The 19,695-nt window shown below is 71.8% G+C and carries 15 protein-coding genes, 2 pseudogenes and 1 riboswitch; of the genes and pseudogenes, 7 read left to right on the forward strand and 10 right to left on the reverse strand.

What is annotated here, in order from left to right:
- Positions 1 to 23 precede the first annotated feature (23 nt).
- Entirely contained in the window at positions 24 to 635 is a 612-nt protein-coding gene (locus tag ACZ6BG_RS18860; RefSeq protein WP_469002522.1) for a dihydrofolate reductase family protein, read from the reverse strand.
- A gap of 221 nt (positions 636 to 856) precedes the next feature.
- Between ACZ6BG_RS18860 and ACZ6BG_RS18865 the strand changes: the two genes are divergently transcribed.
- The 4 genes and pseudogenes from ACZ6BG_RS18865 to ACZ6BG_RS18880 all read left to right on the forward strand — a co-directional run bounded on the left by ACZ6BG_RS18865 (position 857) and on the right by ACZ6BG_RS18880 (position 5,977).
- The gene (locus ACZ6BG_RS18865) at positions 857 to 1,420 is read left to right on the forward strand and encodes a DinB family protein (RefSeq protein ID WP_469002523.1); all 564 of its coding nucleotides are present in this window, start codon (positions 857 to 859) and stop codon (positions 1,418 to 1,420) included.
- A gap of 290 nt (positions 1,421 to 1,710) precedes the next feature.
- A pseudogene (locus ACZ6BG_RS18870) lies at positions 1,711 to 1,974 on the forward strand (ABC transporter ATP-binding protein); the annotation flags it as partial.
- Between the two features lie 118 nt (positions 1,975 to 2,092).
- Positions 2,093 to 4,963 carry an NACHT domain-containing protein gene (locus ACZ6BG_RS18875; RefSeq protein ID WP_469002526.1) on the forward strand — a complete coding sequence of 957 codons (2,871 nt, stop codon included), beginning with the start codon at positions 2,093 to 2,095 and terminating at the stop codon, positions 4,961 to 4,963.
- A 249-nt stretch (positions 4,964 to 5,212) separates the two neighbouring features.
- The gene (locus ACZ6BG_RS18880; protein ID WP_469002528.1) at positions 5,213 to 5,977 is read left to right on the forward strand and encodes a hypothetical protein; all 765 of its coding nucleotides are present in this window, start codon (positions 5,213 to 5,215) and stop codon (positions 5,975 to 5,977) included.
- Here the strand turns inward: ACZ6BG_RS18880 and ACZ6BG_RS18885 are convergent.
- The 4 genes from ACZ6BG_RS18885 to ACZ6BG_RS18900 form a co-directional block, all read right to left on the reverse strand.
- The gene (locus ACZ6BG_RS18885) at positions 5,955 to 6,986 is read right to left on the reverse strand and encodes an alpha/beta hydrolase (RefSeq protein WP_469002530.1); all 1,032 of its coding nucleotides are present in this window, start codon (positions 6,984 to 6,986) and stop codon (positions 5,955 to 5,957) included. The two genes, ACZ6BG_RS18880 and ACZ6BG_RS18885, sit on opposite strands and share 23 nt — an antisense overlap.
- 157 nt (positions 6,987 to 7,143) lie before the next feature.
- On the reverse strand, positions 7,144 to 8,781 hold the full coding sequence (locus ACZ6BG_RS18890) for a serine/threonine-protein kinase (RefSeq protein ID WP_469002532.1): 1,638 nt from the start codon (positions 8,779 to 8,781) through the stop codon (positions 7,144 to 7,146).
- Positions 8,782 to 8,942: 161 nt separating this feature from the next.
- Entirely contained in the window at positions 8,943 to 9,359 is a 417-nt protein-coding gene (locus ACZ6BG_RS18895; RefSeq protein WP_469002534.1) for a DUF6463 family protein, read from the reverse strand.
- 95 nt (positions 9,360 to 9,454) lie between these two features.
- A complete protein-coding gene (locus ACZ6BG_RS18900; protein WP_469002536.1) occupies positions 9,455 to 10,297 on the reverse strand; it encodes a dienelactone hydrolase family protein in 843 nt (280 codons plus the stop codon).
- Positions 10,298 to 10,466: 169 nt separating this feature from the next.
- Here ACZ6BG_RS18900 and ACZ6BG_RS18905 point away from each other — a divergent pair, with 169 nt between their 5' ends.
- Positions 10,467 to 11,474: a GlxA family transcriptional regulator gene (locus tag ACZ6BG_RS18905; RefSeq protein ID WP_469002538.1), complete on the forward strand. Its 1,008-nt coding sequence runs from the start codon at positions 10,467 to 10,469 to the stop codon at positions 11,472 to 11,474.
- On the opposite strand, the gene cpt is transcribed toward ACZ6BG_RS18905, so the two are convergent.
- Together cpt and ACZ6BG_RS18915 are read right to left on the reverse strand one after the other, a co-directional pair.
- On the reverse strand, positions 11,467 to 12,000 hold the full coding sequence (gene cpt, locus ACZ6BG_RS18910; protein ID WP_469002540.1) for a chloramphenicol phosphotransferase CPT: 534 nt from the start codon (positions 11,998 to 12,000) through the stop codon (positions 11,467 to 11,469). The two genes, ACZ6BG_RS18905 and cpt, sit on opposite strands and share 8 nt — an antisense overlap.
- 111 nt (positions 12,001 to 12,111) lie before the next feature.
- A complete protein-coding gene (locus ACZ6BG_RS18915; RefSeq protein WP_469002542.1) occupies positions 12,112 to 12,582 on the reverse strand; it encodes an NUDIX hydrolase in 471 nt (156 codons plus the stop codon).
- A 190-nt stretch (positions 12,583 to 12,772) separates the two neighbouring features.
- Here ACZ6BG_RS18915 and ACZ6BG_RS18920 point away from each other — a divergent pair, with 190 nt between their 5' ends.
- Positions 12,773 to 13,087 (forward strand): hypothetical protein, encoded by a 315-nt coding sequence (locus ACZ6BG_RS18920; RefSeq protein ID WP_469002544.1) that lies wholly within the window; start codon positions 12,773 to 12,775, stop codon positions 13,085 to 13,087.
- 52 nt (positions 13,088 to 13,139) lie between these two features.
- Here ACZ6BG_RS18920 and metE read toward each other — a convergent pair whose 3' ends face one another.
- The gene (metE, locus tag ACZ6BG_RS18925) at positions 13,140 to 15,458 is read right to left on the reverse strand and encodes a 5-methyltetrahydropteroyltriglutamate--homocysteine S-methyltransferase (RefSeq protein ID WP_469002546.1); all 2,319 of its coding nucleotides are present in this window, start codon (positions 15,456 to 15,458) and stop codon (positions 13,140 to 13,142) included.
- 162 nt (positions 15,459 to 15,620) lie between these two features.
- A riboswitch (cobalamin riboswitch) is annotated at positions 15,621 to 15,840 on the reverse strand.
- Positions 15,841 to 16,006: 166 nt separating this feature from the next.
- The gene (gene aceA / locus ACZ6BG_RS18930; protein WP_469002548.1) at positions 16,007 to 17,293 is read right to left on the reverse strand and encodes an isocitrate lyase; all 1,287 of its coding nucleotides are present in this window, start codon (positions 17,291 to 17,293) and stop codon (positions 16,007 to 16,009) included.
- A gap of 423 nt (positions 17,294 to 17,716) precedes the next feature.
- Between aceA and ACZ6BG_RS18935 the strand changes: the two genes are divergently transcribed.
- A complete protein-coding gene (locus tag ACZ6BG_RS18935; RefSeq protein WP_469002550.1) occupies positions 17,717 to 19,135 on the forward strand; it encodes a short-chain fatty acyl-CoA regulator family protein in 1,419 nt (472 codons plus the stop codon).
- Positions 19,136 to 19,139: 4 nt separating this feature from the next.
- Here ACZ6BG_RS18935 and ACZ6BG_RS18940 read toward each other — a convergent pair.
- A pseudogene (locus ACZ6BG_RS18940) lies at positions 19,140 to 19,663 on the reverse strand (helix-turn-helix domain-containing protein); the annotation flags it as partial.
- Positions 19,664 to 19,695: the final 32 nt, after the last annotated feature.

Below are 19,695 nucleotides of genomic sequence, written 5' to 3' on the forward strand. Positions count from 1 at the left end.
CCCGCCCACCCGGCACCAGGGAGCTACGCCCCGGCCCCGTAGTGCCCGTACGCCGGAAGCCCCGCCGCCTCGAAGGTGTGCACGGACAGGCCGCCCGGCGTCGTCCGGTGGTCGACGAGGCGCAGCCCGGCCGGTGCGCCGCCCTCCGGGAACAGGCGTCGGCCCCTGCCCACCACGACCGGCGCGATGGCGAGCCGCAATGTGTCGACGAGCCCGGCGGCCAGCAGGGACTGGGCCAGCAGGGCACTGCCGTGGATCTGCAGTTCCCGCCCCGGCTGCTGCTTCAGCTCGGCGACCTGGGCGGGGACCTCCCCGGACAGGATGGTGGTCGGATCCCAGTCGGCCTCGGTCAGGCTGTGGGCGGCCACGTACTTCGGCAGGCCGTTCATGGTGGGGGCGAAGGGGTGATCGGTCATCGTCGGCCAGTCCCGCGCGAAGTTCTCGTACGTGCGACGGCCCAACAGCAGCGCGTCCGCCTCACCGAGCCACGTACCGACGAGGTCCACGAACTCCTCGTCCATGTGCGGCACGAACCAGCCGCCCCGCGTGAACCCGTCACTGGTGTCCTCGTCCGGGGACCCCGGCCCCTGCGAAACACCATCAAGCGACAGGAACTCCTGCACGACCAGCTTCATGGCGCACCGCTCTCTCTCCGGCCTCGACGGCCGATTCGGCATCTCTGCGGGCAGGGTCCGCCGCTCTGTGTCGGCTCCCTCATCGCAGAATGTGCCACCGCGGGCCCAAGTCTTCATGATGAAGCCCTTCGACCCGCCGCTTCACTTCGTGGACGTTCTGTGGGGCGTGGCGCTCGGCGCAGCCAGGTCTCCGTTGTATGTGTCGTATGTAGTGTGCGGAAATGACAAGAAGCGAACGAATCGCGGACCAGTTGGACCGGCACTGGCAGAAGAACCTGCGGCCGCGGCTGCACGGTCTTACCGATGAGGAGTACTTCTGGGAGCCGGTGCGCGGCTGCTGGAGCATCCGTCCACGCGGCACGTCGGTCGCACCGATGTCGGAAGGCTCGGGGGAATGGACGATGGACTTCGCGTGGCCCGGCCCGGAGCCGGCGCCGGTGACCACGATCGCCTGGCGGCTGGCGCACGTCATCGTCTCCGTCCTGGGCTATCGGACCGCGTGGCACTTCGGCGGCCAGGACGTCGAATCCGAGACCTTCGCCTATGCGGGGACCGCTGACGAGGCGCTGAAACAGCTCGATGACATGTATGGGACATGGATCGCCGGGGTCCGCGAGCTCTCGGACGCCGACCTGGAGAATCCGCCCGCGGTGGGTCCCGAGCGGTTTCCCATGGAGGGCATCGTCCTGCACGTCAACAGGGAGCTGATCCATCACGGCGCCGAGATTTCCCTGCTGCGCGACCTCTACCTCTGGCAGGACGGAGCGGCACCCCGCCGAATCTGACTCTCCGGCAACCGGCGATCGAGCTTCGGAAACCTACGTGGACTGCGAGACACTCCGCGGCTGCGAGCTTTTGTGGCGCCTCGCAGCCGTGTACGAGTCGGCAGGTGATCTGGGGAGCGCGATCCCGCGCCGGATGTCGCAACGGTCGGTGTAACCGGCACCCGGCGCCCGCCGCGAGACAGAGCGCTCACCGCTCCGTCTGAAACATGTGTGTTCGAAAGTCTGACGTTCGTCGTTGAGCCCGGCATCCCGCCCTCAGGGCCCCGACGCCGTCCAGGAGGTACGCAGACCGCCGACCGGCCCTGCTGATCCTGGACGAGCCCACCAGCCAGCTCGACGCACGCGGCGAACGCCAGATCTTCGACGCCCTGCGACAGCTGCGCGCCGACCGCATCACCGTCATCGTCACCCACCGCCTCGACAACACCAGCCTGGCCGACCGCATCCTCGTCCTCGACCGAGGCCACATCGCCGAACACGGCACCTTCGACGAACTCCGTGCCACCCCGGGCTCCCTGTTCGCCGAGCTGTACGACCTCTCCCAGGACCGGTGATTCCCCTCAATCGGTCCGAGCGCGGCATGCTGTGTGCTCCAGCTCCGGTCGGGGTACGCCTTTCTGGCGTCCGCGCCGGTGTGAGCGGCGATGTGCGGCGCGATGCGTGAGGGGACGCATGGAGAAGGATCCGGTGTCGTACAACGAGTTCTCGGGCACCGCGCACACGGTCATCCAGGCCCACACCATCCACGGCGGCATCCACTTCAACGACGATCGCCGCCCGGTCACCGGCCGTTGGCTCGCCGGGCGGCTGGTGCTCGCGGGGTGCTCGGCGGTGGCGGGTGTGCTGCTGTTCGCGGTCGCCGTCGACATCGGCGGCGGTGAACGGCTTCGGGCGTTCGACCTGCTGCTCGGTTCGGTGAGCGTGGTGCTCGTGACATTCGGCCTGTGGCTGGCGCCCACCGCTCTTGTACGTCACCGCCGGTCCCGGGTGCTGTGGGGCGACCGGTCCGGCCCGGAGCTCAACGCGGCGGCCGGTCGGCTCGCGACGGCCGTACGCGAGCAACTGCTCCGTGAGGAGCGGCTGCGCCGGTTGCAGGACCCGGCGCCGATTCCCGTTCGGTGGACCACCGCCCCCGACGAGCTGATCGACCACTGGGAGAACATCACGGGCGACGGACCTGTCTCGCTCTGCGGCCGGTTCGAGGAGATCGCCGACGTCTTCGACCGGGTGCCGTCCGGCCGACTCGTGGTCCTCGGCCCTGCGGGCACCGGGAAGTCGGTGCTGGCGGTGCGTCTCGCCCTCGACCTTCTGGAACGCCGAAAGCCGGGCGAGAAGGTCCCGGTGATCCTGCCCCTCGCCTCCTGGCGGCCGGAGAGCGAGCCGGACCTGTGGGAGTGGGCGGCCGATGCGCTCGGCCGCCGGTACGCGGCGCTGAGCACCGGCACCGCGTCCGCCCGCGACATCTGCCGCGAACTGCTGCGCACCGGCCGACTGTTGCCGGTGCTCGACGGATTCGACGAACTCCCCGAAGCCGTCCGACCGCGCGCCTTGACCACGCTGAACGGCACCCTCGACCGGGCCGCCGGGGCCGTTCTCACCAGCCGTGCGGCGGAGTACCGCGAGGCCATACGCGAGAGCCGACCGCTGACCGGCGCGGCCGCCGTCGCGATGCGGCCGCTCACCGTGGCCGATCTGGCCGACTACCTCCGGCGCACCACCCGGCCCCGGCCGGGGGACAGGCAGCGTACGACCACCTCCTGGGACCGCGCGCTCACCGGGCCCGCCGGTGACCGGCAGCGCGCGGCGCGGATCCTCGTACTCACCGATGCCCTGGCCACCCCGCTGATGGCCGCGCTGGCCCGCAAGGCGTACAGCGACACCGACCGGGACCCGGAGGAACTGCTCGACTCCCGACGATTCGGTGACCGCGAGGCCATCGAGGCCCATCTCCTCGCCCAGTTCGTACCCGCCGCCTACGACCCGTCCCTCGCCGCCGCGAGCCCCGGGCGTCGCTGGGACGCCGATGACGCCCACCGCTGGCTCGTCTTCCTCGCCGGGCACGCCAGGGACCAGGGAGCCGGGGAGGTGACCTGGTGGAGCCTGCCGCTCGCCGTGCCCTGGATCGTGCGCGGCGCCTGCGCGGCCGCGGCCATGGCGCTGGGCGTCCTGGCCCTGGTGCCCGTCGGCCACGCGCGGCCCTTCGAGGCTCCGTTCGGACTCGGCACCATCCCGCTGATCGCGTTGGTGGGGCCCTTCGCCGCCCTCGCCGTCATTGACGTCGCACTGGACAGCGCCGCGCCGTGGACGTTCACGAAGCGCGGCTGGCTGGCCCCGTTCCTGCGAAGAACCGCCGTGACCGGCCCCTTCGCGTTCGTCCTGACCGCCACCGCCCTGAGCACGACCGACGCGCCCCCGTGGTCGGCTCTCTACGTGGCCCTCCCGCTGATGCTGCTCATGGGCGGCTCGGTCTTCCAGGGCGTCGCCGACCACTCCCTGGCCTTTGGCCCCCGCGCACTGCTGCACGCGGACCGCCGGGTCACGCTGGCCCTCCCCGGCACCCGCGCCTTCACCACACCACGTCGGGCCGCCGCCGCGGCCGTGTGCCTCGTCGCGCCGATCGCCCTGTTCCTGAACGAACACACCACGACGTACCTCCCCGAAGGGGCCGTACCGCCGTCGGACGTCTACGACGTCGTCACCGCCGGGGACTGGCTGCTGTCCTCCCTGAGCGCGGCGGCGGCACTCCTGCTGTACGGGGTCGCCGTGTCGGCATGGGGACAGTTCGGCGTCGCGAGGGTCTGGCTGGCCGCGACCGGCCGACTGCCCTGGCGGACACTGGACTTCCTGGAGGACGCCTGCGCCCGCGGCGCCCTCCGCCAGTCCGGGGGCGTCCTGTCCTTTCGGCACGGCAGACTCCAGGACACGCTGGCCCCACCCCGGCCCCGCGTTGCCCGAGCGGGCCTCGGCAGGATCCGCAAGGCCGCCACTCTGACGCACTACGGGGCCGCCCTGATGCTGTCCCTGATCGTGCCGGAACTGATCATCACCCTCGCCACTCCGAACGACGAGCGCTACCGCTCCCTTCCTTCCGCGTGTGTGCTCCTGGACCGGGACCTGGCCGCCCGGGCGGTACCCCGGCCGCAGCTCGTCGAGTCGGTCCGGTACGACTCCGATACGCATGGGGCTTGTACGTGGCGCACCGATCACGAGGATCAGTCGGCGTCCGTCGAGCTGGTCGTCACGAGAGGGGCCGCGATGGTGGGAGAGAGCGCGGTGGAGCAGGCCATCAAGTGCTTCCGCGACGCGGAGTCCGACAGCCGGGGGCGCGGAGCGCACCGAGAAGCGGTCGATCTCGGTGACGAGTCGGCCTGGTGGGGGTCCGGGAGCGGCGGCCGGGTGATCGTGCGTCAGGACAACATCTGCGTCGACCTCCGGGTGCGGGAGCCCGGTGGTTCCTCGCCGGGCTCCGCCCACACCGACGTGGCGGTGATGAGCGAGATCGCCGAGGCGGTCCTGGACCGAGCGCGCGCCGAGTCGCGCTGAGTCGCACTGAGGGCGACAGGCTCTTACGGCTGAGCACGTGCCCGACCGCGGCGCCGTCAAGAGTCCAAGCCCGGCCCCGTACGAGTCCATGTCGCCGGAGTCCGCCGCTGAGTACAAGTGGAGAGCGCCATCAAGCCGCGGAACGCCCATGAGGCCGCGGAACGCCATCGAGCAAGCCGCGAAACGCCTTCAATCCGCGCACGTCGGCGCTCACTTCCTCCTCGACACCCCCACAGAGAGGAACAGCACATGCCAGTCCGGACTCTCCGCCTCAGTGCCGCGGCCAGTGCCGCCGCGAGCGTGCTCCTGCTCTCTCCCCACACCGCCTCCGCCTCTGCCTCCGTCGGCGGCGGGAACGTTTCAGTCAGCTGGTCCATACCCGGCACTCCCTCCGCCGGCCTGACCAACATCACCTTCCCCATGACGGTGCGGCCCGCCACGGCCCACAAGGCCGGGACCTACTTCGCCCAGCAGTACGACTTCGCGAACGGCATGGGCTACACGGGCCTGCAGCCGAGGGAGAACAGCGGTGGCAAGGAGCGGCTCTCGGCCCGCTTCTCGACCTTCACCGCCGGAGCGACCACCTCCGACCCCAACTGCCACGAAGGAGCCGACGGCGGGCCCGGCGTGACCTGCGCGGTGGACTTCGACGCCGTGTACGGCCACCGCTACGACATCAAGGTCCAGCGGACCGGACCCGACACCTGGACCGGCACGGCGAGAAACACGGTCACCGGCGCCTCCACGCACCTGGGCACGTACACCCTGCCGTCCGGCAGCGGGAACCTGAAGGGCTCCCAGGGCGGGTTCGTCGAGTACTACGCCGGGATCCCCAGCTGCGCCGAAATGCCCAGGTCGGACGTCGTCCTCGGCGGTCCCACCAGCACCGACGCGGGCGGCCTGAGCGGCACGTCCAGGGCCAACTACGAGTACAGCGACTGCGTCGGCCAGGCCGACTACCGCGCCGAGAACGACGGAGCGGGCACGCACATCACCCGAGGCTTCCTCTCCTGAGGAGGCGTCGCAGCCAGCGCGTGCGCGCGTCGCGTGCGTCCTGGGTGACGGCCGCGCGCGGCGCGATGCCGTCGAAGCCGTGGTACGCGCCGGACCACACATGCAGTTCGGCCTGACCCCCGGCCTGCCATATCGCGTTCGCGTACGCCATGTCCTCGTCGCGGAACATCTCCGCCGAGCCGACGTCGATGTACGCCGGGGGCAGGCCGGAGAGATCCGTGGCGCGGGCGGGGGCCGCGTACGGCGGCAGGTCCGCGGCGCCGTAACGCTCACCGAGGAGCGCCTGCCACGCGGTCGCGTTCGAGGTGAGGTCCCACATGCCGATGCCCGTCATCTGACGGCTGGAGAACGTGCTGCCGCGGTCGTCGAGCATCGGGCACAGCAGCAGCTGCCCCAGTGCCCCGGGGCCGCCCCGGTCGCGGGCCAGCAGGGCGAGCGCCGCGGCGAGCCCGCCTCCCGCGCTCTTGCCGCCGATGATGACGCGGTCCGCGTCGATGCCCAGTTCCGCCGCGTGTTCCACCGCCCAGACGAGTCCGGCGTAGCAGTCCTCCAGCGGCGCCGGGTACTGCGCGCGCGGCGCCAGCCGGTACTCGACCGAGAGGACGGCCAGGTTCAACGGGAGCACCCACTCCTGAAGGATGCGCGGCAGTACGGACCACGCGTTGCCCATGACCATGGCGCCGCCGTGCATGTAGTACAGCAGGGGCAGCGGCCCGACGGCCCCCGCCGGTCGCGCGCTCACGAGCGTGACCTCCGGCCCGCCGGGCGGCCCCGGCACGCGCAGCTCCGTCACCTCGAACCGGCCGTCGGCGCGCAGGTCCTCGACCGTCGGCCTGGGCCGGGCCGTGGCGTCCCGCTGCTGCCGGGCCGGAAGGTTGTCCGGGGTGATCGACTCCCATGACGCTCTGCCCAAGGCGTCCAGGACCGGGCTCAGTTCGGGGTCGAACGGGGGCGCCGGGCGCGGCGTCGTGGCAGGGCCCGGCCGGGCAGGCGCGTGACGATCACTCATGATTCACTCCACGGTTCGGTTGCGGGTCGGACGGCGTGGCGACGCGATGCCTACGGCGAAGCGGTCGGCAGGACGCGTGGTCGGCGGCCCTCGTGTTCACGTAAGCCCGGAAAGTCTGGAAGGGCCGGAAGGACCGGAGAGCCCGGCGAGTGCGCCACTACGCCCGCCACACCGTCATGTCGGCGGTCATGAAGCTGATCCCGCTCTTCGGCAGCGCGGTCGACTTCACCTGGATCACGAGCAGCGCGATGTCCCCGGAGGGGTGCTTGACGCAGATCTCGCTGCCCGCCGCCGCGGCGGCGAGGGGGAGGCGGCGGCTGTCGGCGCCGCTGAGGGCGATGCGGCAGGACTCGCGGGTGGCGCCCGGCTTGCTGTACAGCATGGTGATGACGCTGGTGTCGCTCTCCAGCGAGCAGTTGGTGTCGTTGCAGACGAAGCGGATGTCGCCCTGGCGGTCCTTGCGCTCGACCGGCTCCTTGATGTTCAGCGAGTTCTTCTCGTCGAGCCACTGGAAGGGGTACGGGATGGCCTGCGGCGGCTTGGGCGCGTTCGACGAGGACCCCTTGGCCCCCGCCTCTCCCGCCCCCGCCCCCGCCTCACCCGAAGCCGAGCCGTCCGACCCCGCCCCGTCCAACCCCGACCCGGAGTCCGACCGCGACGAGGACCCGTCCGACCGGCCGGACGCTCCCGCCGTCGACGCCCCGGCGGCCTTGCGGTCGCGGGACCCCTCCCTCGCCTCCATGACCGTCCAGGCCGCGCCGCCGAGCACCAGCGCCCCCGCCGTCATGGCCGCGGCGGTGATCAGCGTGATACGTCTCCTGCGGACCCGCCGGTCGTCCGGCCCCGTCGGCCGGCTCCGCGCCACCAGCGGCGTCGTGTACACCGGAGTGGGGTCGGGGACCGGCGCCGGAACCCGCACTTCCGGCCCCATGACCTCCCGCCAGACCTCCGGTCCCGGACCCGCGTCCTGGCCGAGCCGCTGTCGGCACCAGTGCACGACCTCCGCGAGGGTGGCCCGCCGCGCGGGATCGGCGGCCAGGCACCGGGCGATCAGCGGGCGCAACTGCGCGGGCAGCAGGGACAGATCGGGCTCGGAGTGCACGATCCGGTACAGCACGCTGACCGAAGGGCCGTCCCCGTACAGCGGCTCCCCGAGCGCCGCGAACGCCGCCGTCTGTCCCAGCGCGAAGACATCCGTCGCCGCTGTGACCTCACCCCCGGACGCCTGCTCGGGAGCCATGAACTGGGGGGTGCCGACGGCGGAGCCCGTGACCGTGTGCGAGGTGATGTCGGAGGCCAGCGAGATGCCGAAGTCGATCACCCGTGGTCCGTCGGTGGCGAGCAGCACGTTCGACGGCTTCAGGTCCCGGTGCACGATGCCCGCGCCGTGGATGGCCTGCAGTGCCTCGGCCACCCCCGCCACCAGCCACAGCACCGCGGACACCGGAAGCGGCCCGCGCCGCGCGACGGCCTCCGCGAGAGAGGGCCCGGGTACGTACAGCGTGGCCAGCCAGGGCGGTACGCCGTCGGCGTCGGCGTCGATCAGCTCGGCGGTGTACGCGCCCCGGACCCGACGGGCGGCCTCCACCTCCCGGCGGAACCGTCGCCGGAACTCCTGGTTGTCGGCGAGCTCCGGCCGCACCACCTTGATGGCCACCGGGCGGCCGCCCTGGGTGTGCGAGAGATAGACCCGGCCCATGCCGCCCGCGCCGAGCCGGGCGGCGAGACGGTAGCCGGCCACCAGCGGTGGATCGTCCGCCTGCAATGCCTTGAACACCTCGGCCGGATGATTCATCGGCGCTCTTCCCCCCCCGTCCCCATCTGGTCAGCGGACGGGCTGACCAGCGACAGAAGCTTAAACGGGCGGCAAACAAGGGGGAGTGGAGGGGGATCCGGGAGCGGTCTGCTGGCTCTCGCTGCTCTGGCCGCCCTGACTGCTGTGGCCGTCCTGGCCGCCTACGGAGCCCGTGTCGTGTCGGCGGCGGGCACGGCGTCGCCGTGACGGGCGGCACGGCGGGACCCGACAAGCAGCAGCACGCTCGCGAGCAGGATGACCGGCGAGGGCGAGAGCCCGAGGATCACGGTGTCGCCCACGGCCCAGACCCCCAGCACCCACGCGATGAACGACGGCGGCACGATGCCCCGGCGGTCCAGCCAGAGGACCGTCAGACCGACGAGGACGAGCGGCGGGCCGAAGCTGTTCCAACTCAGCCAGTACGCGCTGTTCGCCGCGCTCATCGCGGAGAGGTCCTCGCCCCACAGCTCCCCACTGAACCAGTCCCCGGCGTGACTCCCGGCTTCCTCCACGGTCAGGGCGAGCAGCGTGTGCGCCGCTCCGAACATCGCGATGAGCCAACCTGCCCACTTGATCATCCGAACTCTCCGTTCTCGTGGTGGAGCCGCCCGGGCGGCCGCGCCTCTGCTGAGTCAGATCCACTGAGTAGGACGCAGCGGGCCACGGGGTTGCCTCAGAGGCGGTCGTTCGGGTCGCCCCGGGTCCCGAGCCGTTCGGCGAGGAACGCGATGATCTCGTCGCGGGCCCGCACGGTCGGGTGGCCCTCCTCGTCGACGAGATGCGCGGTGACGACACTGTGGGCGCAGCCGACGCTGTCGCGGAAGAAGGGCGGAGGGTTCGTGTTCGCCACCTCGTCGGGCAGCACACGGCCGTCGAACGCGTCGCCGAGCAGCGCGCGATAGGCCGCGAAGCGCCGGCCCGTGCACCACTTGTCGTCGGCGAAGCGGTACGCGAGGACCTTCAGGCCGTCGCGCTCGACGCGTTCGGCCACGGCGGCGGCGTCCTCGGCGCCGATCTCGAGGCCGCCGGGGTCGTCGAGGGGCAGCGACGGATGGTTGACCACCGGTGCGACGACCGCGGGTTCCAGCGCCATGGTCAGGGCGAAGTTGCCGGTGAAGCACAGCCCCACGGCGCCGACACCGGGCCCGCCGCGCTCGGCGTGCGCGATGCGGGCGAGACCGCGCAACCAGGAGACGACGGGGCTGGTGCCGCCACCGGCGAAGGCCCGGAACTCGGCGCTGACACAGGCGCGGCGCACGACGGCCTCGCCCGCCTCGACGAGCGGATGGGCGCCGTCGGTCCCGAACAGGGACGGCATGTAGACGGAGAAGCCCGCGTCGCGCATCCAGCGTGCGAACCGCGCGAGGTCGGGGCTGATGCCCGGCATCTCCGGCATCAGGATGACGGCCGGCCCCGACCCGCAGACGTACACGGTCTTGCTGATGCCGTCGACGTCGACGGTCCTCCGGGAGAAGTCCCCCAGGAGGTCGTCGCGCTGCCCTCGCACAGTTGTCATGACGCACAGGATGACGAGATGCTGCCCTCACCGAGAAGCGGCGACATCGCCACGCTTCACCGCGATCTCGCCAAGCGCCGAAGAGCCGCAGCGCCGAATCGCCGAAGTACCGAAAAAGTCCAAGCACCGAAGTGTCGGAGGCAGATGCCACATGGTGGTTCCGCTGCGTGTGAGTGTGCTGGCCTACCCCGGCTGCTTCGGGTCGGAGGTGTTCGGCGTCCTCGACCTCCTCACCATGGCCGGGCACGTCGCCGCCGCGCACGGAGCGGGGGAGGCGTCGTACGAGACCTCGGTCGTCTCGCCCCGCCGACGGGTGACCGTGTCCGGCGGCACGGGCGTCGACGTCTCGGCGATGCGCCCCGCGGACGTACTGATCGTGCCGGGATTCGAGATCTCACCCGCGCTCGACCTCGACACCACCCTCGCGGACCTGAAGCCGGAAGTGGCGGCCGTCCGCGCGCAGGCCGCCGCCGGGACGGCGGTCGTGTCGATCTGCGTGGGCGCCTTCCTCCTCGCCGAGGCCGGACTGCTCACGGGCCGTGAGGCGACGACATCCTGGCTGTACGCGGACCGGTTCGCGCGGCGGTACGCCGATGTGGCGGTGCGCTCCGAGAAGCTGGTCGTGACCGACCGCGGCGTGACGACCACGGCGGCGTTCAGCGCGATGTACGACTTCGCGCTCCGCTTCGTCCGCGAGCACGACGGCCCCCGCGTGGCCCGCAGCACGGCGCGCATCACCCTGCTCGACGACGCCCGTGCCACACAGTCCGCGTACGTGGACGTGGGGCTGCTGCCCGCCGTGGGCAGGAGCTTCTCGCTCAGGGTGAAGCGGTGGCTCGACCAGAACCTCGGGGCGCGCTACGACCTGCCCGCCCTCGCCAAGGAGTTCGGCGTCAGCACGAGAACACTGCTCCGCCGCTTCGGCGACGAAGCCGGCGAGACCCCCCTGTCCTACCTGCACACCGCCCGGGTACGCCGAGCCAGACACCTGCTGGAGACAACGGACAGAACCGTCGCACGCATCGCCGCCGACGTCGGATACCGCAACCCCGGCGCCTTCGCCCAGGTCTTCTCCCGCCACACGGGCCACCAGCCGAGCACGTACCGCGCGACCTTCCGCCGCCACGACGCCCCGGAACCCCTCGCGCCCACCCGAACCGAGCCCGCGTCTACTTGACCCGCCCCGCGATGGCCCGTGCGCACGCCATCGACTTGGCATGCCCGGTGTCCACCTCCACGTCGTACACCATGCCCCGGTGGACCACATCGGCCTGGGACGCGGCCATCCCGACGACGCGGTCCCCGCGCGCGATCTCACGGTCCGCGGCGATGGCGCTGTCGCACCGCACGCCCACCCACAGCACCCGCAACTCGCCCAGCGCCTCCTGCCACCGCCGCTGCGACTCCGCACCGCTGAGGAAGACCTCGTCGACGATGATCCGCGCCCCCGCACCGGCCATCGCGGCGAGCCCCGCGATCCAGGCCCCCTCCAGCGCCCGGAACTCCGGCCCGACGACCACCTCACCGTCCGGCCCGAACTCGATCCCCGCATCCGACGCCCGCATCGCCGCGGGCAACGCGTCAACGAATGTATCGACCCCGAAGGCCAACCAGGGCCCCGGCAGAACATCCTGCAGACACCGCACGATCCCGGACTTCCCCGAGCTGGAACCACCATTGAGAACGATCACCTGGGTCTTCACGGCGCCACAGTAGGCACACGGTGACACCACACCAAACAGATTTCAGAGACCAGAGCGCGCGGATGGCCACCCTTGCGCTCCCCGTTCCGCCCTGCGCCGCCGGCGCGGCGGTCAGTGCTGGATGAGGCCACCGACCGCAACAGGCTCCACATGCCCGGTCGGTGGAACAGTCCGTGCCAGGTCGAGGCCGTTGTCGACCAGTGACGACCGCCGCAGGCGTGCGACGCCCGGGATCGGGATCCAGCGCGACTCGGCGGTCTCGCCGTTCGGTTCGGGGCGGAGGTGGCCGCCGGTGATGCGGCAGCGGTAGAAGATGCCGACGTTCTGGTGGTCGGGGAGGCCGGGGGCGCGGTCCGCCGCGGGGATCATCCGTGAGTCCACGCCGAGGAGGCGCTCGACCACCGCCTCACAGCCCGTCTCCTCGGCGACTTCCCGGATCACCGCGTCGAAGGGATCCTCCGCGTGCTCCACCCTGCCGCCCGGCAGAGTCCAGTTGCTCTCGCCGCTCGGCGGCACGTGCCGGGCGAGCAGTACCCGGCCCTCCTCGACGCACACGGCGTACGCCGCGAGCCGGAAACTCATCCGATACCTCCTGCCGGACGCCGTTGCGGCGTCCGCGTTCTGCTGACGAACGAGGGGCCGTCCGGCACGGCCAGGGTGAACGTGCCGGACGGCGCCCTCGGCTACGAGGACACCGGCACCGGGGCCGAGCAACTCGGCCCGGGCACGGCCTGCTCCGCGAAGGCGTGTCCAGGAGCTGGAGCAGGAGCAGGTGACCGCCGACGTCGTCTGTGTGAGCAGCCCCGATCTGCTGTACCGAGCCCTGCGCGCCCGGCAGGGCCACGACGAGCAGGCCGACCTCTGGAACCTGGACCAGGCGTTCCCCGCGGACCGCGCCACACCGCTGGTCACGGTACTCGACGGTCATCCGCACGCGCTGTCGTTCCTGGCCATGGTCAACAAGGCCGCCACCAGCGCATTCGGCGTCACGAGGTTCGGCCAGTCCGGTTCGCTCACCGACGTCTACCGCCACCACCGGATCGACGTCGACAGCATCGTGTCCGCCGCCCTCGACGTCACCGACTGAGACCCGAGGCCGGGGCACCCGTGGGTGCCCCGGCCCCCGGCAGGGCCGCCGGTCAGGACGCGGACAGCTCCCCGCGGACCGTGCGCGCCGCCGCGACCAGGTTCTCCAGCGAGGCGCGGGTCTCGGGCCAGCCGCGGGTCTTCAGGCCGCAGTCCGGGTTGACCCACAGGCGCTCGGCGGGGATGGCCTCAAGTCCCTTGCGCAGCAGGGCCGCGGCCTCGTCCGTGCCGGGCACACGCGGGGAGTGGATGTCGTAGACGCCGGGGCCCGCCTCGCGCGGGTAGCCGTGCTCGGCCAGTTCACGGGCCACCTGCATGTGCGAGCGGGCGGCCTCCAGGCTGATGACGTCGGCGTCGAGGTCGTCGATGGCCTGGACGATGTCGCCGAACTCGGCATAGCACATGTGGGTGTGGATCTGGGTGTCGGGCCGCACCCCGCTGGTGGTGAGGCGGAAGGACTCGGTGGCCCAGTCCAGATAGGCCGGACGGTCGGCGGCGCGCAGCGGCAGCGTCTCGCGCAGCGCGGGCTCGTCGACCTGGATGACCGAAGTGCCCGCCGCCTCCAGGTCGTTCACCTCGTCGCGCAGGGCGAGGGCCACCTGGCGCGCGGTGTCGCCGAGCGGCTGGTCGTCGCGGACGAAGGACCAGGCGAGCATGGTCACGGGCCCGGTGAGCATGCCCTTGACCGGGCACTCCGTCAGGGAGTTGGCGTACGCCGTCCAGCGCACCGTCATCGGCTCGGGGCGGGAGATGTCACCGGCGAGGACCGGCGGGCGCACATAGCGGGTGCCGTACGACTGGACCCAGCCGTGCTGCGTGGCGAGATAGCCGGTGAGCTGCTCGGCGAAGTACTGCACCATGTCGTTGCGCTCGGGCTCGCCGTGCACCAGGACGTCGATCCCGGTCTTCTCCTGGAAGGAGACGACCTCGCGGATCTCGTGCTCGATGCGCTGCTCGTACCCGGCGGTGTCGATGCGCCCCGCGCGCAGGTCGGCGCGGGCCGTGCGCAACTCCGTGGTCTGCGGGAACGAGCCGATGGTGGTCGTGGGGAGCAGCGGCAGGCCGAGGTGGGCGCGCTGGGCGGCGGCCCGCGTGGCGTACGGCTGGGAGCGGCGGCCGTCGGCGTCGGTGACGGCCGCGGCCCTGGCCCGGACGGCCGGGTCGTGGGTGATCGCGGAACCGGCGCGGGAGGCCAGGTCGGCCCGGTTCGCGGCGAGTTCGGCGGCGATGGTGTCCGTTCCCTGTGCGAGGCCCTTGGCCAGGGTGACGATCTCGCCGGTCTTCTGCTGGGCGAAGGCGAGCCAGCGCAGGATCTGCGGATCGATGTCCCGCTCGGCCGCGGCGTCGATCGGGACGTGCAGGAGCGAGCAGGACGCGGCGACGTCGACCTGGTCGGCGAGGCCGAGGAGCGTCCCCAGGGTCGACAGGGACTTCTCCAGGTCGTTGATCCAGATGTTGCGGCCGTTGACGACACCGGCGACGAGGCGCTTGCCGGGCAGTCCGCCCACCGCCGCGAGCGCGTCGAGGTTGGCGGCGGCCGCGTCGGTGAAGTCGAGCGCGAGGCCGTCGATCGGGGCCTTCGCCAGGACCGGCAGGGCGTCGCCGAGCCGGTCGAAGTAGGAGGCGACGAGCAGCTTCGGCCGGTCGGTGAGGGAGCCGAGGTCGCGGTAGGCGCGCTCGGCGGCGTTGAGGTCCGCCGGGGTGCGGTCCTGGACCAGGGCGGGCTCGTCGAGCTGCACCCACTCGGCGCCGGCCGCGCGCAGGTCCGCGAGGACCTCGGCGTACACGGGAAGGAGCCGGTCCAGGAGCGTCAGCGGCTCGAACTCCGCGGCCACGCCGGGCGCGGGCTTGGCGAGCAGCAGATACGTGACGGGGCCGACCAGGACCGGGCGGGCGGCGAGGCCGAGCGCGAGGGCTTCCTTGAACTCGGCGACCTGCTTGGTGGAGTCGGCGCTGAAGACGGTGTCGGGGCCGAGCTCCGGCACGAGGTAGTGGTAGTTGGTGTCGAACCACTTGGTCATCTCGAGCGGCGCGACGTCCTGGGTGCCGCGGGCCATGGCGAAGTAGCCGTCGAGCGGGTCGGCGTCCACGGCGGAGCGGTGCCGCTGGGGGACGGCGCCGACCATGACACTGGTGTCCAGGACGTGGTCGTAGTACGAGAAGTCACCGGTCGGCACCTCGTGGACACCAGCCGCCGCCAGACGCTGCCAGGTGGAGCGGCGCAGCTCCGTCGCGGTCTGGTTGAGGGCGTCGGCGGTGACGCGGCCCTTCCAGTACCCCTCGATCGCCTTCTTGAGTTCACGGCCTGCGCCCTGACGGGGGTAGCCGTACACGGTGGCCCGTGCTGCCGCGGCTGCGGACTTCGCTGTCACGGAAATCTCCTTCGCGAGATGACTCCTGAGAATCCCGGGACGGGACGCGGACGCGAAGGGATGACGAACAAGACGGACCACACACACGCCACTGGCATGGTGCTCCGTCTGGTATGTACGCCGACCCGCCCACGAGGTCACCGGGATATCCGCACGCGATCGGTCACGTACGGGCAACGGGCAGGTCTTCGGACTCGCGGGCACGTCTGCCGGGGCAGACACCTACTGGCCGTCGCTTCCCAGGCCCCGTTCATCGGGCCCAGTGCGTGTGACGGCGGTCGTTCCCGCTCACCGCTGCGGGGCAGTCCCGGATTCCCACCGGGTTCCCTCTTACGACGCGCCTGCCTGGCGGACAGGGCGAACCAGCTGCACGCGTCAGGTTAGAGGGTGGACGCGGTCCTGGGCAGCACTGTTCACATTCCGGAACGTGAGATGAGACACGAGTGCGAGCCGTTTGGGCGCACGTGTGAAGGGGCGTGGCCCGGCGGAATCCGCTGGGCCACGCCCCTTCACACGGCGGCCGGGCCCCTCGGCCCGGCGCGGAGCACCTAGTGGAACTGCTCCTCCTCGGTGGAGCCCGAGAGCGCGGTGGTGGAGGAGGCCGGGTTGACGGCGGTGGACACCAGGTCGAAGTAGCCGGTGCCGACCTCGCGCTGGTGCCTGACGGCGGTGAAGCCGTGCTCCTGCGCGGCGAACTCCTTCTCCTGCAGGTCCACGTACGCGGTCATGCCGTGGTCGGCGTAGCCGCGGGCGAGGTCGAACATGCCGTGGTTGAGGGAGTGGAAACCGGCCAGGGTGATGAACTGGAACTTGTAGCCCATGGCGCCCAGTTCGCGCTGGAACTTGGCGATCTGGTCGTCGTCCAGCGCGGCCTTCCAGTTGAAGGACGGCGAGCAGTTGTAGGCCAGCATCTGGTCGGGGTGCTCGGCGTGGACGGCCTCGGCGAACTCGCGGGCCTGGGCGAGGTCGGGGGTGCCGGTCTCGACCCAGATGAGGTCGGCGTACGGGGCGTAGGCGAGGCCGCGCGCGATGACGGGGGCCATGCCGTTGCGGACGCGGTAGAAGCCCTCGGCCGTCCGCTCGCCGGTCACGAACTCGGCGTCGCGCTCGTCGACGTCGCTGGTGAGGAGGTTGGCGGCGAGCGCGTCGGTGCGGGCGACGATCAGGGTCGGCACATCGGCGATGTCGGCGGCGAGGCGGGCCGCGTTGAGGGTGCGCACGTGCTGAGCGGTGGGGACGAGGACCTTGCCGCCGAGGTGGCCGCACTTCTTCTCCGAGGCGAGCTGGTCCTCGTAGTGGATACCGGCCGCGCCCGCCGCGATCATCGCCTTGGTCAGCTCGAAGGCGTTCAGCGGGCCGCCGAAACCGGCCTCGGCGTCGGCCACGATCGGAGCCAGCCAGTCCACGGCGGAGTCGCCCTCGCTGGTGGCGATCTGGTCGGCGCGCAGCAGCGCGTTGTTGATGCGGCGGACCACCTGCGGAACGGAGTTGGCCGGGTACAGCGACTGGTCGGGGTAGGTGTGCCCGGCCTGGTTGGCGTCGGCGGCCACCTGCCAGCCGGACAGGTAGATCGCCTGCAGCCCCGCCTTGACCTGCTGCACGGCCTGACCGCCGGTCAGCGCGCCGAGCGCGTGGACGTAGTCGAGCTCGTGCAGTTGGCGCCACAGCCGCTCGGCGCCGCGCCGGGCCAGGGTGTGCTCCTCGCGGACGCTGCCGGAGAGGCGCACGACGTCCGCGGCGCTGTAGGTGCGCTCGATCCCCTGCCACCGAGGGTCGGTCGCCCACCGCCGCGCGAGCTCCTCGGCCGTCGCCGTCGTCGTCCCTGCCTGTGCCATGACCGTCTCCTGGAGATTCGTGAACTGTGCGAACATCTGGCACTGAGTGCCTGAATGGTCTGGGGTGCGGCCCGCCGGGTCCGTGTGGGGACAGGTGAGCAATGCTGCCGAGTCAGGCGGATGGGCCGGGATCTCCGACGTCAGGGCTTGAGTTCGCGCCCCGGTTCCGCTCCGCCCGACGGAGTCCGGCGGCCGCGTTTCGACTGTGGCATCGGCACTCAGTGCCAGCAAGTGAGGAGGGCTGCCAAGTTCTGCGCATCTTCTGCGGCGGTTTTGCCAACTCTGTTAAGGCTGGCGGTGCGGGTCTGCGTGACTACGATCGCGGGCATGCCCGACGGGAGCCGCGGATGACCCACGGGACGGGAGCCGCGGATGCCCGAGGGGACGGAAGCCGCGGATGAGTGAGCGGGACGGGAGCCACGAGTGAGCAAGACGTACGCGGGAGCGCGGCTGCGACGGCTGCGCGAGGAACGCCGGATGAGCCAGGCCGACCTGGCCCGGACCCTCGCCATCTCGCCGAGCTATCTGAACCAGATGGAGCACGACTCCCGCCCGCTCACCGTGCCGGTACTGCTGCGCCTGACCGAGGCGTTCGGCGTCGACCCGGGCTTCTTCTCCGAACGGGACACCAGCAGGCTGGTGGCCGACCTGCGGGACGCCCTCACCGGCGAGGTCTCCACCGGCCAGGTGTCGGCGTCCGACCTCTCGGACCTCGCCTCCCGGATGCCCGCCGTGGCCACGCTCCTGGTGGACCTCGGCCGCCGCAACCAGCGCCTCACCGAGCAACTCGCCGAAGCCGCGGAGGGACGGGGCCCCGGCCCGGTGGCGCAGCCGCGCTCCGCGCACGAGGAGATCCGCGAGTTCTTCTACCGGCGCCAGAACTACCTGCACGACATCGACCTCGCCGCCGAGCGGTTCGCGGCGGAGATCGGCATCCGCCCCGGCGAGGTCGTCCGGGTCCTGTCCGCGCGCCTCACCGAACGCCACGGCGTGCGCATCGCCGCGGACTCCGACCAGCTCCTGCACCACTACGACCCGGCGGCCCGCGTCCTGCACCTCTCCGGACGGCTGCGCCCCGGCCAGCAGGCGTTCCGCATGGCCACCCAGCTCGCGCTGCTCGAACACACGGACCAGGTCTCCACCCTCGCCTCGGAGGACTTCGAGCCGGACTCCGCGGCCTGGCCGCTGGCCCGCATCGGCATCGCCAACTACTTCGCCGCCGCCCTGATCCTGCCCTACCGCCGCTTCCACGCCGCGGCGGAGGAGTTCCGCTACGACATCGAGCGGCTCTGCGACCACTTCGGGCTCGGCTACGAGACGATCTGCCACCGCCTCAGCACCCTGCAACGGCCCCGGCTGCGCGGCGTCCCGTTCTCCTTCGTCCGGGTCGACCGCGCGGGCAACATGTCCAAACGCCAGTCCGCCACTGCGTTCCACTTCTCCCGCGCGGGCGGCACCTGCCCACTGTGGAACGTGTACGAGGCGTTCGCCGCGCCCGGCCGCATCCACGTCCAGGTCGCCGCCATGCCGGACGGGCAGCGCTACCTGTGGACCGCGCGGGCGCTCACCCGGCACCGCGGCGGCTGGGGCGAACCCGGCAAGACCTTCGCCATCGGCCTCGGCTGCGAGATCCGGCACGCCTCCCGGCTCGTCTACTCCGACGGCCTCGACCTCGACAACGCCTCGGCCGCCGTCCCCATCGGCATGGGCTGCCGCCTCTGCGAACGCACCGACTGCCCCCAACGGGCCGTCCCCCCGCTGGATCGGCGCCTTGCGATCGACGAGAACAGCAGCACCTTCGTGCCCTACCCGGTGGTGGGCGCGCGGGAGAGCATCGGCTGACGGGTCAGGCGGTGCCCGACGTCTCGACGGGATACGGCACGTACGTCCGGCGGTCGGGGTCGACCGCCAGGCGGCCGTCGGCCGGGCCCGCTGGGCGCAGTCACGGCGTTCACAGAGGCGGCAGCCCAGGCCGATCGGGGTCGCCGCGCGCGGGGCGTCCGGGGCGACGCCCTCCGCGTAGACCAGGCGGTGCGCCTGGCGCAGCTCGCAGCCCAGGGCGACGGCGAACTCGGGGCGCGCCGCGTGATGTCCGGCGCGGCCCCGGGCGACCGCGCGCGCCACCCAGAAGTAGCGCTTGCCGTCGGGTATTTCGGCGACCTGGGTGAGGATCCGGCCGGGCGCGGAGAACGCCTCGTACACCGTCCACAGCGGGCGGGTGCCGCCGAGGCGGGAGAAGTGGAAGTCGGTGGCGGGCTGCCGCTCGCAGACGTTTCCCGCACGGTCCACGCGCGGGAAACGAGAAGGGCACCCCGCGCGGCCCGGAGCGCTGGAGCTGAGGCGGTGGCAGACCGTCTCGAAGCCGACGCCGAGCCCGTCGCCACCTTGGCTAATCTGCACGG

The organism is Streptomyces sp. NPDC041205 (assembly GCF_055591765.1).